Here is a 14978-nt window from a genome sequence, read left to right as displayed (position 1 = left end):
CAGATGTGGAAGCCCGGTAACGGGTGGAGCTGACTGGTACTAATAGGCCGAGGGCTTGTCCTCAGTTGCTCGCGTCCACTGTGTTAGTTCTGAAGTAACGAACCGTGTCCATGTCCGGTTGGTTAACTTCATAGTGTTTCGGTGGTCATAGCGTTAGGGAAACGCCCGGTTACATTCCGAACCCGGAAGCTAAGCCTTTCAGCGCCGATGGTACTGCAGGGGGGACCCTGTGGGAGAGTAGGACGCCGCCGAACAATCATTGTGGGAAAGCCCCGCACCTTATGGTGCGGGGCTTTTCTGCGTTCAGGACCCGTAGGGGGACATGACTGCGCCCCGCATTCCTGGAAGGAAGTGGTTCCAGGAGCGGGGCTGGCAGCGGACTAGAGGCGGCCGGCGGCCTTGAGGGACAGGTAGGCGTCGGACAGGGCCGGGGCCAGGGTGTCCGGGGTGGCGTCGACGACTGTGACGCCGTGGCGGGTGAGCTGGTCCGCCGTGCGGTGGCGCTGGGACTGGGTCTGGGTGCCGGCCGCGGCCGCGTAGACGGCTTCGACCGTGCCGCGGGACGCGGCCATCTCCGCCACGTGGGGGTCGGCCACCGAGGCCAGGACGACCGTGTGGCGCTGCGTGAGGCGTGGCAGCAGGGGGAGGAGGCCCTCTTCGATGGGAGCCGCGTCCAGACTCGTCAGGAGGACCACCAGGGAGCGGCGCGGGGCGCTGCGCAGGATGGTGGAGACCAGGCTGCGGGAGTCCGTCTCGACCAGTTCCGGTTCGAGCGTGGCCATCGCGTTCACGAAGGACGGCAGGACGTCGGCCGCCGACCGGCTCTGGACCTGGGCGCGGGTGCGCCGGTCGTAGGCCAGCAGGTCCACGCGGTCGCCGGCTCTGGTGGCCAGCGCGGCCAGCAGGAGGGCGGCGTCCATGGACGCGTCCAGGCGAGGGGCGTCGCCCACCCGGCCGGCCGAGGTGCGGCCGGTGTCCAGGCAGATCAGGATGTGGCGGTCGCGCTCCGGGCGCCAGGTGCGGATGGCCACCTTGTTCTGGCGGGCGGTGGCCCGCCAGTCGATGGAGCGGGTGTCGTCGCCGGGCACGTAGTCGCGCAGGCTGTCGAACTCGGTGCCCTCGCCGCGCGTCAGCACGCTCGTGCGGCCGTCCAGCTCGCGCAGGCGGGCCAGGCGGGAGGGGAGGTGCTTGCGGCTGGTGAAGGGCGGCAGGACCCGGACCGTCCAGGGCACCTCGTGGTTGCCCTGGCGGGCGAACAGGCCCAGCGGCCCGTACGAGCGGACCGTGACGCGGGCGGCCCGGCGGTCACCGCGCCGGGTCGGGCGCAGCCGCGTGGTGAGCCGGCGGCGTTCGCCCGGCGGGATCTGAAGGGTGTGGCGGGAGGCCTCGAACTCGGTGCCCGGCCGCCAGCTGCTGGGCGGCCAGGCGTCCCGCAGGCGGGCGCGGAGCTTGCGCCCGCCGGGGTTGGTCACCGTGAGGTGGACGTCGGCGCTCTCGCCCAGGCGTACCGAGGTGTCGCCGGAGCGGGACAGGCGCAGGGTGCGTACGGGCGCCGCCAGGGCGTAGTCGCAGGCACAGGCCAGGGCGATCGGGCCGTTGACGGCGAGGATCCCCGTCCAGCTCGGCTCCAGGATGCCGACGGGGATGCTGCCGAGGGCCGCCACCAGGGCGGCGCGTCCGGTGAATCCCATCAGCGGGGGACCGGGACGTGGGAGAGGATCGCGGTGATGACCGCGTCGGCCGTGACCCCCTCCATTTCCGCCTCCGGCCGGAGCTGGATGCGGTGGCGCAGCGTCGGCAGCGCGAGGGCCTTGACGTCGTCCGGGATGACGTAGTCGCGGCCGGTCAGCCAGGCCCAGGCGCGGGCGGTGGAGAGCAGGGCGGCGGCACCGCGCGGGGAGACGCCGAGGGTCAGCGACGGCGATTCGCGGGTGGCACGGCAGATGTCGACGACGTATGCGGTGATCTCGGGGGAGACGGCGGTCTTGGCGACGGCCTGGCGCGCGGCCTCCAGGTCGGCGGGGCCGGCGACCGGGCGGACGCCGGCGGCGGCCAGGTCGCGCGGGTTGAAGCCGGCGGCGTGCCGGGCCAGGACGCCGATCTCGTCCTCGCGGGAGGGCAGGGGCACGGTGAGCTTGAGCAGGAAGCGGTCCAGCTGGGCTTCCGGGAGGGGGTAGGTGCCCTCGTACTCGACCGGGTTCTGGGTCGCGGCGACCAGGAACGGCTCCGGGAGCATGCGCGGGGTGCCGTCGATGGTGACCTGGCGCTCCTCCATCGCTTCGAGGAGGGAGGACTGGGTCTTGGGAGGGGTCCGGTTGATCTCGTCCGCGAGGAGGAGGTTGGTGAAGACGGGGCCGTTCTGGAAGGAGAACTCGGCGGTGCGGGCGTCGTAGACGAGGGAGCCGGTCACATCGCTCGGCATCAGGTCGGGGGTGAACTGCACGCGCTTGGTGTCGAGTTCGAGGGAGGCGGCCAGGGCCCGTACCAGGAGGGTCTTGGCGACGCCGGGGACGCCTTCGAGCAGGACGTGGCCGCGGCAGAGCAGGGCGACGACGAGACCGGTGACCGCGGAGTCCTGGCCGACCACGGCCTTTCCGATCTCGGTGCGGAGCGCTTCCAGGGAGGCGCGTGCGTCGTCCGCGTGAGCGGTGGTCGGGGACGTCATGAGGTGCGGACCTCTCTTTCGAGGGCGTCGAGGTGGTCGGCGAGCGCGACGAGTGCCGCGTCGTCGGACGGTGCGGGGCCGAACAGAAGGCCTGTCAGGTCCCGGGTGGGGTCGAGGAGATGGGCCGAGACGGCGGGCAGCAGGGTCGCCGGGTCGTGGGCCCGGGCCGCCGGTACGCCGAGCAGGGCCGCGAGGCGTTCGCGGGTGGCGGCGCGCAGCACGGTGGCGGCGCGGTCGCGGGCGTCGGCCTTGTGGTAGAGGCGGGCGCGGCCCTCGGTGGCCTCGGAGGCGCGGATGACGACGGGCAGCCGTTCGGTGACGAGCGGGCCCAGTCGCCGGGCCCGCCACACGGCGGCCACGGCCGCGGCGAGGAAGAGCTGGAGCAGGGCCCAGCTCCAGCCGGCGGGGATCAGGTCGCCGAGGGACTTCTCCTCGTCGCCGGCGCCTTCGGAGCGGTCGGCGAGGGAGGGCAGGTACCAGACCACTTCGGGCCGGGAGCCGAGGAGTTGCAGGGCGAGGGAGGCGTTGCCCTCCTTGGCGAGCTCCTCGTTGAGGAGGATGCGCTCGGAGCCGAGGAGGACGGTGTCGCCGCCGCCGGTCGCCGGCAGGACGAGCAGGGTCGGGCCGCCGCCGCTGGGGTAGCAGCGGACGGCGCCGGGCCGGTCGGTGGTGTAGCGCAGGCCGTCGCCGGTGGCGGCGCGGCCGGCGGTGGCGGCGGCCGGGAGGGTGCAGTCGGGGGAGAGGACCTCGTCGGTGGTGGCGGACCGGGAACGGACGCCGGGGGCGAGGGAGTTCAGGGCGTCGTCGGCGCCGAGGAGGATGGTGCGGCCACCCGAGCGGTCCATGGCGGTGCGCAGGGTGGTGCGCTGCTGTTCGCCGAGGAGGTCGGGGGCGGTGACCAGCAGGGTGGTTCCCTTGCCGGTGGCCGCGGCGGCTTCCCGAGTGGTGGTCACGACGCGGCTGGTGACGCCGTGTTGCTTCAGGAGTTCGGCGACGGCCCGGCTGCCCTCGGGGTCGGCGCTGCGGGGGTCGAGGTAGCCGTGCTGCTTGCCGCTGTTGAAGGTGGCCAGCAGCAGGCCGGCCGCGAGGAGGGCGGCGACGGCGAGGATCAGGCCGCGGGAGCGGCGCCAGAGCTGGGCCGGGGTGAGCGCGGTGGAGGTCGTGCCGGGCGTGCGCGCGGGCACCGCAGCGGCCGCGGGCACCGGAGCGGGCGCGGGTGCGGTCGCGGGTGCGGGCGGGGTGGCCGGGGCGGGCGCGGTCGGGCGGTCGGGGGTCGTCGGGCCGGTCATGCGGTGGGTCCCGGGGCGCTGGTCAGGAGGGGCTTGGCCCGCTCCAGGGTGAGGTCGAGGTCGCGCAGGCGGCCGTACGTGGCGGCGTCGGCGGTGCGGCCGCCGTAGGTGACGTCGTCGAAGGTACGGGCGGCGGCGCGCAGGTCCGCGGTGTGGTCGGGCAGGGCGAGGGCGGCCTCGGCGGCGGCCTCGTCGGCGGTGCGGCCGGGGCGCGGGTCCAGGAGGGTGCGTTCCTCCAGGGAGCGGACGACGGCGCGCATGCGTTCCTGGACGGCCTCGGTCCAGCGGCCGGCGGCAGCGTGGGCGTCGGCGGCCGCGCGGTGGTCGGCGGCGGAGCGGACGCGGTCGTCGAAGAGGTCGCCGGCGGTGCCGGCCAGGCCCTTGGGGGTGCCGAGCCGCCACCACAGCAGGCCGATGATCAAGACGATGGCCAGCACGATCACGACGAGGCCGGTGGCGCCTCCCGGGGTGGCGCCGGAGGCGGCGGAGAAGAGGTCGTCGACCCACTCCCAGAACCGGCGCATGGCGCGGTCCAGGAGGGAGGGGTCGTTCTCGTGGTACATCGGCTTCGACAGCTCGCGCTCGGCCGCCTCGCGGGCGGGGCCGCGCGGTGTCGTCACCGGTGGTGCGGTGTCGCCGGGCAGCAGTGCCGCGGCGTGCGTGATGAGTCCCCCCGTGCTCGTCACCGCATCAGCCCCCGGTGGTGTGGTTCGGGCCCGGTCCGCCGGTGCCGTCGGTGGTGCCGTAGTTCTCGACGCCGGCCGCGCGCGCGAGCTCGAGGTCGAGGGCCTCGCGGCGGATGCGCTGGTCGATGTAGAGCAGGACGGTGACGCCGGCCTGCATGGGCAGGGTGATGCCCAGGGCGATGACCGTGCCGATGGCCGAGATGATCAGGTAGCCCCAGCTGTCGGAGACGGTGCCGTCGGTGATGCCGGCCATGCCGCCGCCGAAGAGCGCGGCGCCGATCCCCGTGAAGGGCACCACGATGATCATGGACACGATGCCGGTGATGATGGCGGTGAGGACGCTGATGCCGAAGATCCGCCACCAGGAGCCGCCGACCAGCTTCGAGGAGCGGGCGAAGGCGGTGAAGATGCCGGCCTTCTCCAGCATCAGGGCGGGCGGGGCCAGGCTGAACTTGATCCACAGCCAGGTGACCAGCACGAGCGCGCCGATGCCGACGAGTACGGCGAGTTCCGGGCCGCCGGCCAGCAGGGCGGGTACCACCAGGACGCTGACCAGCAGGATCGCGCCGAGCGCCATCAGCAGGGTCAGCCCGCACAGGCGCAGCAGCTGCGGGCGGGCGTCGCGCCAGGCGCCGGAGACGGTGGAACTCTGGCCCAGCACCGCCCGGCTGAAGATCATCGTGAGCATCGCGGTGACCAGGATTCCCCCGATCAGCTGGACGAAGATGCCGACGAGGGCCAGCAGCATGCTGCCGCCGGCGGCGTCGAGGACCTCTCCCGGGGTGGTGGTCTCGGGGTCGAGGGTGAGGTCGGCGAAGGCGTACTTCTCGAAGAGGACGTTGGCGATCTCGACGATGACGGCCACCGTGAAGGTGATCGACAGGACCGAGCGCCAGTGCGTACGCATGGTGGTGACCGCGCCGTCGAGGATCTCGCCCAGGCCCAGGGGGCGCAGCGGGATCACGCCGGGCTTGGCGGCCGGGGGCCTGTTCCAGCCGCCGGGGCCGCCGTGGGGGCTGCCGTACTGGCCGCCGTAGGGCTGCTGCTGCCCGCCGTACGAGCCCCAGCCGGCGCGGGGCTGCTGCGGGCCGGAGCCGGGGGCCGCGGGGCCGTCGGTGCCGGGGCTGGACCACTGGCCGGGCGGCGGCTGCTCGGCCGACCAGCCGGGGGCCGCCGGGGGCTGCGCGCCGGGCTGCTCGGGCTGCGCGCCCGGAGGTGTGGGCTGCGAGGCGGGCGCGCCGGGCCGCTCCCCGTCGGACGGAGAGGATCCGGGCGTTGCCCAGCCCGGAGAGTCGTTCATCGTGGCTCCTTCACGTCACCTGCGGGGCGGGGGCGCTGGTCGGCTGCCATCGTGCCACGTGGGGACGCCGGGCGGACCGGCCGTCCCCCCGGTAGTCCCGAGCCTGCCCGCACCTTCAATTGTCACCCGTCGAGCGGGCAGACTGGATCACCTACCCCGGCCGTCCGGCCGCGGGACCGCTGTGGGACAGCTCACCGCCGGGTAACGATTAGCTAATGGGATGATGTCAACCATGAAGGGACGCGTCCTTGTCGTCGACGACGACACCGCGCTGGCCGAGATGCTCGGCATCGTGCTGCGTGGAGAAGGTTTCGAGCCGTCGTTCGTCGCGGACGGCGACAAGGCCCTGGCTGCCTTTCGCGAGGCCAAGCCGGACCTGGTGCTGCTGGATCTCATGCTGCCCGGACGGGACGGCATAGAGGTCTGCCGGCTGATCCGCGCCGAGTCCGGCGTGCCGATCGTCATGCTCACGGCCAAGAGCGACACGGTGGACGTCGTGGTCGGACTGGAGTCCGGCGCCGACGACTACATCGTCAAGCCGTTCAAGCCCAAGGAGCTGGTCGCCCGTATCCGGGCCCGCCTGCGGCGTTCGGAGGAGCCCGCGCCGGAGCAGCTGACCATCGGTGACCTGGTCATCGACGTGGCCGGCCACTCCGTCAAGCGCGACGGCTCCTCGATCGCGTTGACCCCGCTGGAGTTCGACCTGCTGGTCGCGCTCGCCCGCAAGCCCTGGCAGGTCTTCACCCGTGAGGTGCTGCTGGAGCAGGTGTGGGGCTACCGCCACGCCGCGGACACCCGCCTGGTCAACGTGCACGTGCAGCGGCTGCGCTCGAAGGTCGAGAAGGACCCCGAGCGCCCCGAGATCGTCGTGACGGTGCGCGGTGTCGGCTACAAGGCCGGACCCAGCTGACGTGCCGCCCGGCAGGGCCCCCGGCTCCCGCTGGGGGGCGACACGGGCCGGCCGGCTGCTCCAGGACGGGGCGCCCGGCGGCCCCGTCCTGCGCCTGTTCGTACGGCTGGCGCGGCGTCCGCTGCTGCCCGCGGTGCGGCTGTGGCGGCGCAACCTGCAGCTGCGGGTGGTCGCGGGCACGCTGCTGATGTCGCTGGGCGTGGTCCTGCTGCTCGGCTTCGTCGTCATCGGCCAGGTCAGCAACGGCCTCCTCGAGGCGAAGCAGGACGCGGCCCAGAGCCAGGCCGCGGGCGGCTTCGCGGTCGCACAGGAGAAGGCCAACACCCCGTCCGCGGCGGACGGCGCCGATCCGGGCGCCGTGGACGCCAAGGGCGGCCGGGACGCCAGTACGTGGATGAACTCCCTCGTGTGGCAGCTGGCCAGTGGCGGCCAGTCCGCGTTCGAGGTGGTCGCGCTGGGCGCGAACACGGGCGACGTCGGCAAGGGCGTGCGCGGGGCGCGCGCCTCCGGCGACGTGGATCCGACCGCGAGCATCCCGGCGGAGCTGCGCAAGTCCGTCGACCACGGGACCGGCACCTTCCAGACCTTCGCGAAGATCCGCTACACCGCCCCGGACAAGGCCCCCGAGGCCGCCCTGGTCATCGGCAAGCGGCTGACCGACATCAACGGTGCCCCGTACGACCTGTACTACCTCTTCCCGCTGACGCAGGAGGAGGAGTCCCTGAACCTGATCAAGGCGACGATCGCCACGGCGGGCCTGTTCGTGGTCGTGCTGCTCGGCGCCATCGCCTGGCTGGTCGTGCGCCAGGTCGTCACGCCGGTGCGGATGGCCGCCGGGATCGCCGAGCGGCTCTCGGCGGGGCGGCTCCAGGAGCGGATGAAGGTCACCGGCGAGGACGACATCGCGCGCCTGGGCGAGGCCTTCAACAAGATGGCGCAGAACCTCCAGAACAAGATCCAGCAGCTGGAGGACCTGTCCCGGATGCAGCGCCGCTTCGTCTCGGACGTCAGCCACGAGCTGCGGACCCCGCTGACGACGGTCCGGATGGCCGCCGACGTCATCCACGACGCACGGGTCGACTTCGACCCGGTCACCGCGCGCTCGGCCGAGCTGCTCGCCGGTCAGCTGGACCGCTTCGAGTCCCTGCTCGCCGACCTGCTGGAGATCAGCCGGTTCGACGCGGGCGCCGCGGCCCTGGAGGCGGAGCCGATCGACCTGCGGGACGTCGTACGCCGGGTCATCGACGGCGCGGAGCCGCTGGCCGAGCGCAAGGGCACCCGGATCCGGGTGCTGGGCGACACCCAGCCGGTGATCGCCGAGGCCGACGCGCGCCGGGTGGAGCGGGTGCTGCGCAATCTGGTCGTCAACGCCGTCGAGCACGGCGAGGGCCGGGACGTGGTCGTACGGCTGGCCTCGGCGGGCGGCGCGGTCGCGGTCGCGGTACGGGACTACGGCGTGGGCCTCAAGCCCGGCGAGGCGACGCGGGTCTTCAACCGGTTCTGGCGGGCCGACCCGGCCCGGGCCAGGACCACCGGCGGTACGGGGCTGGGCCTGTCGATCGCGGTCGAGGACGCGCGGCTGCACGGCGGCTGGCTCCAGGCGTGGGGCGAGCCCGGCGGCGGTTCGCAGTTCCGGCTGACGCTGCCGCGCACGGCCGACGAGCCGCTGCGGGGGTCGCCGATCCCGCTGGAGCCGGAGGATTCCCGGGGCAACCGGGCGCGGGCCGAGGCCGAGCGCCGGGCCGAGGCCGAGCGCCGGGCCGCCGCCGTACCGGGGCAGCCGGCGGACCGCGGTCCGGGCGTCGCGGGCGGCTCCGGGCTGCCCGGAGGGGGTACGGCCGAGCGCTCGGCGATACCGCCGCGCCCCGCGGCCGTGCCCGCCGACCCGACGGCGCTGCCGGGCAGCGGCGCGCGGGTGGTGGCCCGGCCGAACGGCGGGGGAGCGGCGGAGCACGTACAGGAGGACGCGGGACGTGAGGGCTGAGGGCAGGGGCGGGGCCGCCGGGATCGCCGGAACGGCTGCGATCTCGGGGGGTGCCGGGGGAGCCGGGGCCGCCGGGGGCGTGCGGGGCGGGTCCGGACGGCGGGGGCGTGCCGGGGGCGCGCGCGGGCTGCGGGCGGGCGCCGTGCTCGGCGGGGTCGCGCTGCTGGTGCCCGGCTGTGCCTCGATGCCCGACCACGGGGAGATCCGGCAGGTGCAGGCCTCGCCGGGGGCCGATTCCCTGGTGCGCGTCTTCGGCGTACCGCCGGCCGACAAGGCCAGTCCGATGGAGATCGTGCGCGGTTTCGTGGAGGCGATGACCGCCGACGACCCGCAGCTGGACACGGCCCGCAAGTACCTCACGGAGGACGCGGCCCGCAGCTGGAAGCCCAGCTCCGGCATCACCGTGACCGCGGGCGGCCTGCGCATCTCGGGGCAGACCGAGAAGGACCCGGAGACCCCGCGGTTCAAGATGAGCAGCACGATGCTGGCCACCGTGGACGAGCGCAGCGCGTACCAGCCGGATCCCGGCGGCGGGACCTACGAGGAGTACCTGCAGCTCCTCAAGAACAAGGAAGGGCAGTGGCGGATCGCCACACCGCCCAAGGGGCTGGTGCTGAGCGAGTCCGACTTCCAGCGCATCTACAAGCCGGTCAACAAGTTCTACTTCGCGGGCGGGACGCTCGTCGCGGACCCGGTGTACGTGCGCCAGCGCACCGACCCCGACTCGCGCATGGACCCGATGACGCAGACCGTCAAGTCGCTGCTGGACGGGCCCTCCAAGTGGCTCGGGCCGGTCGTCACCTCCAGCTTCCCGACGGGCACGGAGCTGCGGGAGGGCACCAAGTCCCTGACGTACGACGGCCAGAACACGCTGCGCGTGCCGCTGAACCTCAAGGCGGACAACGTGGCGCAGCCGCAGTGCCAGCGGATGGCGACCCAGCTGCTGTACACGGTGCGGGACATGACGGCCTCGCGGCTGGACCGGGTGGAGCTGCTGCGCTCGGACAAGTCCTCGCTGTGCGCGGTGACCGAGGCGGCGGCCTCGACGATCGCCAGCCGGCCGGCCGCCCCGAGGTACCAGTACTACGTCGACAAGGACGACAAGCTGGTCCGGATGCCGGTGGAGGGGCAGGCCGAGGACCAGCAGAGCCGGGCCGAGCCGGTGCCGGGGCCGGTGAACTCGCCCGCCCTCAAGGTCGGGGCCGCCGCGGTCTCGCACGACGAGCGGCGCGCGGCGGTGGTCTCCGAGGGCGGCCACGCCCTGTACGTCGTCTCGCTGACGACGGCCGGTCTGATGCCGCAGCCCGTGCTGACCAGCAAGGCGAACAAGCTGACGGCGCCCAGCTGGGACGCCCGCGGCGACCTGTGGATCGCCGACCAGGACCCGGCGAACGCGGGCCTGCTGTGGGTGCCCGCCGGGACCGGGACGCACGAGAAGATCGACGTGAGCGGGCTCGGCGGTGGCCGGATCAGCGCGGTGCGGGTCTCGGCCGACGGGGTGCGGATCGCGCTGCTGGTGATCAAGGACGGCCGCAAGACGCTGTACGTCGGGCGGATCGAGCGGCCCGAGCACAAGACGGACGGGGCGGCGGTGTCGGTGCGCGAGCTGCGGCCCGCGGCGCCGCAGATGGCCGATGTGACGGCGATGAGCTGGGCGCCGCGGGGCAGGCTGCTGGTGATCGGGCGGGAGAGCGGCGGTGTCGTGCAGGCCCGGTACACGCTGTCGGACGGCTCGATGGTCGCGGGCAGCCTGCCCGGTGCGACGGGGCTGAGCGCGGTGGCGGCGACGGAGGACGAGACGCGTGCGGCGCCGGTGGTGGCGCAGGCCGTGGACGACGGGATCGTGTCGCTGCCGCCGGGCGCACAGTGGCGCACCGTGGGCGCGGGCGGCCGGGCGCCGGTCTACCCGGGCTGAGGCCGCGTCCACCCGGGCCGGCGTCCACCCGGGCCGGCGGCTACCCGGGCTGAGGCCGCGGCCGTCGGGTCCGGAGGTTGTCCACAGGGGTCGCGCGCGGGCGGGGCCGGCGGCACTGTGGGGTGATGCGGTGGTGCTGGCAGGAGCTCGCCGGGCTGGTGCTGCCGGGGGACTGCGCCGGGTGCGGTGCCGCGCGCGTGCTGCTGTGCCACGGCTGCCGTGCGGCGCTGAGCGGAGCGGGAGCGCGGCGGGTGCGGCCGTCCCCGGCGCCGGCCGGGCTGCCGGTGGTGCATGCCGCGGCCTCGTACGAGGGCGCGGTGCGGGCGGTGCTGCTCGCCCACAAGGAACGCGGCGCGATGCCGCTGGCCGGAGCGCTGGGCGTCGCGCTGGCCGGAGCCGTACGCGCGGGACTGGCGGGACGGGCCGGGGTGCCGGGGGGTGGGGCGGGACGCGAGGTGGTGCTCGTACCGGTGCCGTCGGCGCGGGCCCGGGTGCGGGCGCGCGGGCACGATCCGGCGCGCAGGATCGCCCTGGCCGCCTCCGCGCGGCTGCGGACGACCGGGACACCGGCGCGGGTGGCGGCCGTCCTGCGGCAGCGGCGGCCGGTGGCCGACCAGGCGGGCCTGGGTGCCCGGCAGCGGCGGGAGAACCTCGCGGGGGCACTGGAGGTACGCCGGGGTGCGGCGCGGCTGCTGGAGGGGCCCTGGGTGGTCCTGGTGGACGATCTGATGACGACCGGGGCGACGCTGGCGGAGGCGGCCCGCGCGGTGCGCGCGGCGGGGGTGCCGGGGGCGGGCGGTCCGACGGCGGCCGTGGTGGCGGGTCCGGCGTATACGCCCTCGTACGCGATTGAGCCAAGATCTGCCGGAACTCGAACAGACCAATAAAGTTGCGAATAGATTTGGAACTGATCGGGAAGGCGCATCGTTGCAGGTAGTAAGAGGGGTGATACCCCTGAACGGAGGTACGTTCCGGTAGCGGGTGCCGACAACCGGCAGAGAGAGATATGTTCGGTTGTGAGGAACTGGCGAGCCTTGGCCCGCAACGTCTCTCGACTCTGAAGTCGGTGGGGTGGCGATCTTGCCGATGGGGGAGGAGGAGGTGAAAGTCGCCAAGTCCGAGGCTCCGGTGTTCACCGGAGTCTGGTGCGAAAAGGGAGACGCTTCGCCCGAAGCGGCGGAGCGATCCGGGAACGGAGTTCTGCGTGGACATCGTCGTCAAGGGCCGCAAGACCGAGGTGCCCGAGCGGTTCCGTAAGCACGTGGCCGAGAAGCTCAACGTGGACAAGATCCAGAGGTATGACGGCAAGGTCATCAGCCTGGACGTCGAGGTGTCCAAGGAGCTCAACCCGCGTCAGGCCGACCGTTCCGACCGTGTGGAGATCACCCTTCGTTCCCGCGGTCCCGTGATCCGTGCCGAGGCAGCCGCCGCCGACCCCTACGCGGCGCTGGACCTGGCGCACGAGAAGCTCGAGGCCCGGCTGCGCAGGCAGCACGACAAGCGTGCCAGCCGCCGCGGCAACGGCCGCCTCTCCGCCGCGGAGGTCGCCGATGTCGTCCCGGACGCCGCGACGCTGAACGGGAGCGGCCAGCCCGTGTCCGACGAGGAGTCGGGCGTTCCGACGACCCGCATCGGCTCGCTGGAAGTGCAGGGCGAGGGCCCGCTCATCGTCCGCGAGAAGACCCACTCGGCGGCACCCATGTCGCTCGACCAGGCGCTCTACGAAATGGAGCTGGTCGGGCACGACTTCTATCTTTTCGTCGACTCCGAGACCAAGCTGCCCAGCGTCGTCTACCGGCGCCACGCCTATGACTACGGCGTCATCCACGTGAACCCCGACGGTGCCTCCAGCTCCGAGGAACCGCGGGGCGGCGCCGGCGGCGCGCTCGGCGGCTGACCCCGGATCGGCCGGTGCCCCTGCGGACGCGCCCCGTGCGTCCCGGGGGCACCCGTATGCTGGCGGACAGTCAACCGGCGGTCGACCTCGCCGGGTTGAGGCGGAACTCGCAGGGCTCGCAGGACCCGCAGGTCTTGCAGGGGGAGGAACGATGGCGGACAGCTTCGAGCCGGAATGCCGTGTCGACGGCTCCGGCGGTGAGCCGATCCGAGTGCTCGTCGTGGACGACCACGCCCTCTTCCGGCGCGGACTGGAGATCGTCCTCGCGCAGGAGGAGGACATCCAGGTCGTCGGCGAGGCCGGGGACGGCGCGGAGGCGGTGGACAAGGCGGCCGACCTGCTGCCGGACATCGTGCTCATGGACGTGCGGATGCCGCGCCGGGGCGGGATCGAGGCGTGCACCTCGATCAAGGAGGTGGCACCCTCCGCGAAGATCATCATGTTGACGATCAGCGACGAGGAGGCCGACCTCTACGACGCGATCAAGGCGGGGGCCACGGGCTACCTGCTCAAGGAGATCTCCACGGACGAGGTCGCGACCGCCATTCGCGCGGTGGCGGACGGGCAGTCGCAGATCAGCCCCTCGATGGCGTCGAAACTCCTGACCGAATTCAAGTCGATGATCCAGCGCACGGACGAGCGGCGGCTGGTGCCCGCGCCGCGGCTGACCGACCGCGAGCTGGAGGTCCTCAAGCTGGTGGCGACGGGAATGAACAACCGCGACATCGCCAAGGAACTGTTCATCTCCGAGAACACCGTGAAGAACCACGTCCGCAACATCCTGGAGAAGCTGCAGCTGCACTCCCGGATGGAGGCCGTGGTCTACGCGATGCGCGAGAAGATCCTCGAAATCCGCTGAGCGCCCCGGGGCCGCCGGCGGCCCCGGAGCCTCGCGGCCCCGCCTCGCGGCCCCGCCCCGCGGCTCAGGCGAGGGCCGCCAGCTCCGCCGTCACGGCCGCCGCCTCCTCGGGCGAGGCCGCCCGCTCGATCCGTACGTCCTCGCAGCCCACCCAGGACGCCGCCTCCACCAGCGCCTCGGCCATGGCGCGCCCCGCCCTCGGCGTGGTCAGCGACAGCTGGCGGGCCACCAGGGTGCGGCCCTCCCGTGCCGGGTCCACGCGGCCCTGGAGCTGGCCCCCGGCCAGCAGCGGCATGGCGAAGTAGCCGTGGATCCGCTTCGGCTTCGGCACGTACGCCTCCAGCCGGTGCGTGAAGCCGAAGATCCGCTCGGTGCGCGGCCGGTCCCAGATCAGCGAGTCGAACGGGGAGAGCAGCGTCGTGCGGTGCCGCCCGCGCGGTACGGAGGCCAGCGCGGCCGGGTCCGCCCAGGCGGGCCGGCCCCAGCCCTCGACCTCCACCGGCACCAGCCCGGAGTCCGCGATCACCGCGTCGACCTGCTCGCCCTTGAGCCGGTGGTAGTCCGCGATGTCGGCGCGCGTGCCCACGCCGAGGGACTGCCCGGACAGGGCGACCAGCCGGCGCAGGCACTCGGTGTCGTCCAGGTCGTCGTGGAACAGGGCGGCCGGGACCGCGCGCTCGGCCAGGTCGTACACCCGCTTCCAGCCGCGCCGCTCGGTGCAGACCACGTCACCGGTGTCCAGCAGCCACTCCACCGCGATCTTCGTCTCGGACCACTCGAACCACTCGCCGCCGTTCTTGGCGCCGCCCAGCTGCGTCGAGGTCATCGGGCCCTCGGCCGCCAGCCGGTCCAGCACCGTCTTCGTCGAGCGTTCCTTGTCGGCGAGCACGTGCCAGCGGTGCCCGCGCGCATAGCGGGCCCGGCGGCGGAAGGCGAAGTGCGGCCACTCCTCGATCGGCAGGATGCACGCGGCGTGCGACCAGTATTCGAAGGCGTGGTTCTCGCTCCAGTACGCCGACTCCACGGCGGAGCGGCCCACCGCGCCCAGGCGCGCGTACGGAATCAGCTCGTGCGACCGGGCGAGCACGGAGATCGTGTCCAGCTGGACGGCGCCCAGGTGCCGCAGCACCCCGCGGACCCCGCCACGCCGGTCGGGCGCGCCCAGGAACCCCTGCGCGCGCAGGGCGATGCGGCGCGCGTCGTCGGCGGAGAGGGACACGGTCGGCTGCGGCAGGCTCGTCATGAGCGCACCCTAAGGGCCGCCACTGACAGCGGGCCGGGGCGACGGCGGGGGAGGGCGGGGCGAAGCCGGGGGGACGGCGGGGGCGAAGCCGGGAGCGAACAGTTTTCGGCGGACACCGGCACCTATCGCGGCCCCCGTACGTTCTCCTTCCGGGCGGCCGCAGCCCTTGCGGCCACGGCAGACCTCCCGGCGTGACCGAGTCCTCGCTTACGATGGCCGTTGCGGTGGGG

At 73.5% G+C, this 14978-nt stretch carries 12 protein-coding genes and 1 rRNA gene; 7 read left to right on the top strand and 6 right to left on the bottom strand.

The genetic code is table 11. The features are described from left to right. The first annotated feature begins 137 nt into the window (after nucleotides 1–137). Nucleotides 138–254, top strand: a 5S ribosomal RNA gene (gene rrf, locus ACIPXB_RS18410). A 126-nt stretch (nucleotides 255–380) separates the two neighbouring features. Here the strand turns inward: rrf and ACIPXB_RS18405 are convergent. Genes ACIPXB_RS18405 through ACIPXB_RS18385 form a run of 5 tightly spaced genes read right to left on the bottom strand, consistent with a single transcriptional unit; the run spans nucleotide 381 to nucleotide 5940 of the window. Next, complete coding sequence (locus tag ACIPXB_RS18405; protein WP_401450775.1) at nucleotides 381–1691, bottom strand: DUF58 domain-containing protein; 1311 nt, start codon at nucleotides 1689–1691, stop codon at nucleotides 381–383. Beyond that, nucleotides 1691–2665: an AAA family ATPase gene (locus tag ACIPXB_RS18400; protein ID WP_401450773.1), complete on the bottom strand. Its 975-nt coding sequence runs from the start codon at nucleotides 2663–2665 to the stop codon at nucleotides 1691–1693. Before ACIPXB_RS18400 ends, ACIPXB_RS18405 begins: the two co-directional genes overlap by 1 nt. Continuing rightward, nucleotides 2662–3954 carry a DUF4350 domain-containing protein gene (locus ACIPXB_RS18395; RefSeq protein WP_401450771.1) on the bottom strand — a complete coding sequence of 431 codons (1293 nt, stop codon included), beginning with the start codon at nucleotides 3952–3954 and terminating at the stop codon, nucleotides 2662–2664. The genes ACIPXB_RS18400 and ACIPXB_RS18395 overlap by 4 nt, the downstream gene beginning before the upstream one ends. Further along, nucleotides 3951–4640, bottom strand: coding sequence for a DUF4129 domain-containing protein (locus ACIPXB_RS18390; RefSeq protein WP_401450769.1), 690 nt, complete (start codon nucleotides 4638–4640; stop codon nucleotides 3951–3953). Before ACIPXB_RS18390 ends, ACIPXB_RS18395 begins: the two co-directional genes overlap by 4 nt. A gap of 4 nt (nucleotides 4641–4644) precedes the next feature. Next, nucleotides 4645–5940 carry a hypothetical protein gene (locus ACIPXB_RS18385; protein WP_401450767.1) on the bottom strand — a complete coding sequence of 432 codons (1296 nt, stop codon included), beginning with the start codon at nucleotides 5938–5940 and terminating at the stop codon, nucleotides 4645–4647. A gap of 220 nt (nucleotides 5941–6160) precedes the next feature. On the opposite strand from ACIPXB_RS18385, the gene mtrA reads away from it, so the two are divergent. The 6 genes from mtrA (at nucleotide 6161) to ACIPXB_RS18355 (ending at nucleotide 13505) form a co-directional block, all read left to right on the top strand. Continuing rightward, nucleotides 6161–6850, top strand: coding sequence for a two-component system response regulator MtrA (gene mtrA / locus ACIPXB_RS18380; RefSeq protein WP_401450765.1), 690 nt, complete (start codon nucleotides 6161–6163; stop codon nucleotides 6848–6850). 1 nt (nucleotide 6851) lies between these two features. Beyond that, nucleotides 6852–8834, top strand: a complete 1983-nt coding sequence (gene mtrB / locus ACIPXB_RS18375) for an MtrAB system histidine kinase MtrB (RefSeq protein WP_401450762.1) — start codon at nucleotides 6852–6854, stop codon at nucleotides 8832–8834. Beyond that, nucleotides 8824–10749, top strand: a complete 1926-nt coding sequence (locus ACIPXB_RS18370; RefSeq protein ID WP_401450760.1) for an LpqB family beta-propeller domain-containing protein — start codon at nucleotides 8824–8826, stop codon at nucleotides 10747–10749. Before mtrB ends, ACIPXB_RS18370 begins: the two co-directional genes overlap by 11 nt. Before the next feature lie 125 nt (nucleotides 10750–10874). Further along, entirely contained in the window at nucleotides 10875–11636 is a 762-nt protein-coding gene (locus ACIPXB_RS18365; protein WP_401450757.1) for a ComF family protein, read from the top strand. 317 nt (nucleotides 11637–11953) lie between these two features. Next, nucleotides 11954–12646, top strand: a complete 693-nt coding sequence (gene hpf, locus ACIPXB_RS18360; RefSeq protein ID WP_401450755.1) for a ribosome hibernation-promoting factor, HPF/YfiA family — start codon at nucleotides 11954–11956, stop codon at nucleotides 12644–12646. A 151-nt stretch (nucleotides 12647–12797) separates the two neighbouring features. Then, nucleotides 12798–13505 carry a response regulator gene (locus ACIPXB_RS18355; protein ID WP_401450752.1) on the top strand — a complete coding sequence of 236 codons (708 nt, stop codon included), beginning with the start codon at nucleotides 12798–12800 and terminating at the stop codon, nucleotides 13503–13505. Nucleotides 13506–13569: 64 nt separating this feature from the next. Here ACIPXB_RS18355 and ACIPXB_RS18350 read toward each other — a convergent pair whose 3' ends face one another. Then, nucleotides 13570–14748 carry a winged helix-turn-helix domain-containing protein gene (locus ACIPXB_RS18350; protein WP_401450749.1) on the bottom strand — a complete coding sequence of 393 codons (1179 nt, stop codon included), beginning with the start codon at nucleotides 14746–14748 and terminating at the stop codon, nucleotides 13570–13572. Nucleotides 14749–14978 lie beyond the last annotated feature (230 nt).

Origin of the sequence: Streptomyces sp. NPDC090022, from assembly GCF_044748145.1 — a bacterium.
Lineage (GTDB): Bacteria > Actinomycetota > Actinomycetes > Streptomycetales > Streptomycetaceae > Streptomyces.
Note: the sequence above shows the minus strand (reverse complement) of the source record. Positions and strands in the feature narration are given on the sequence as shown.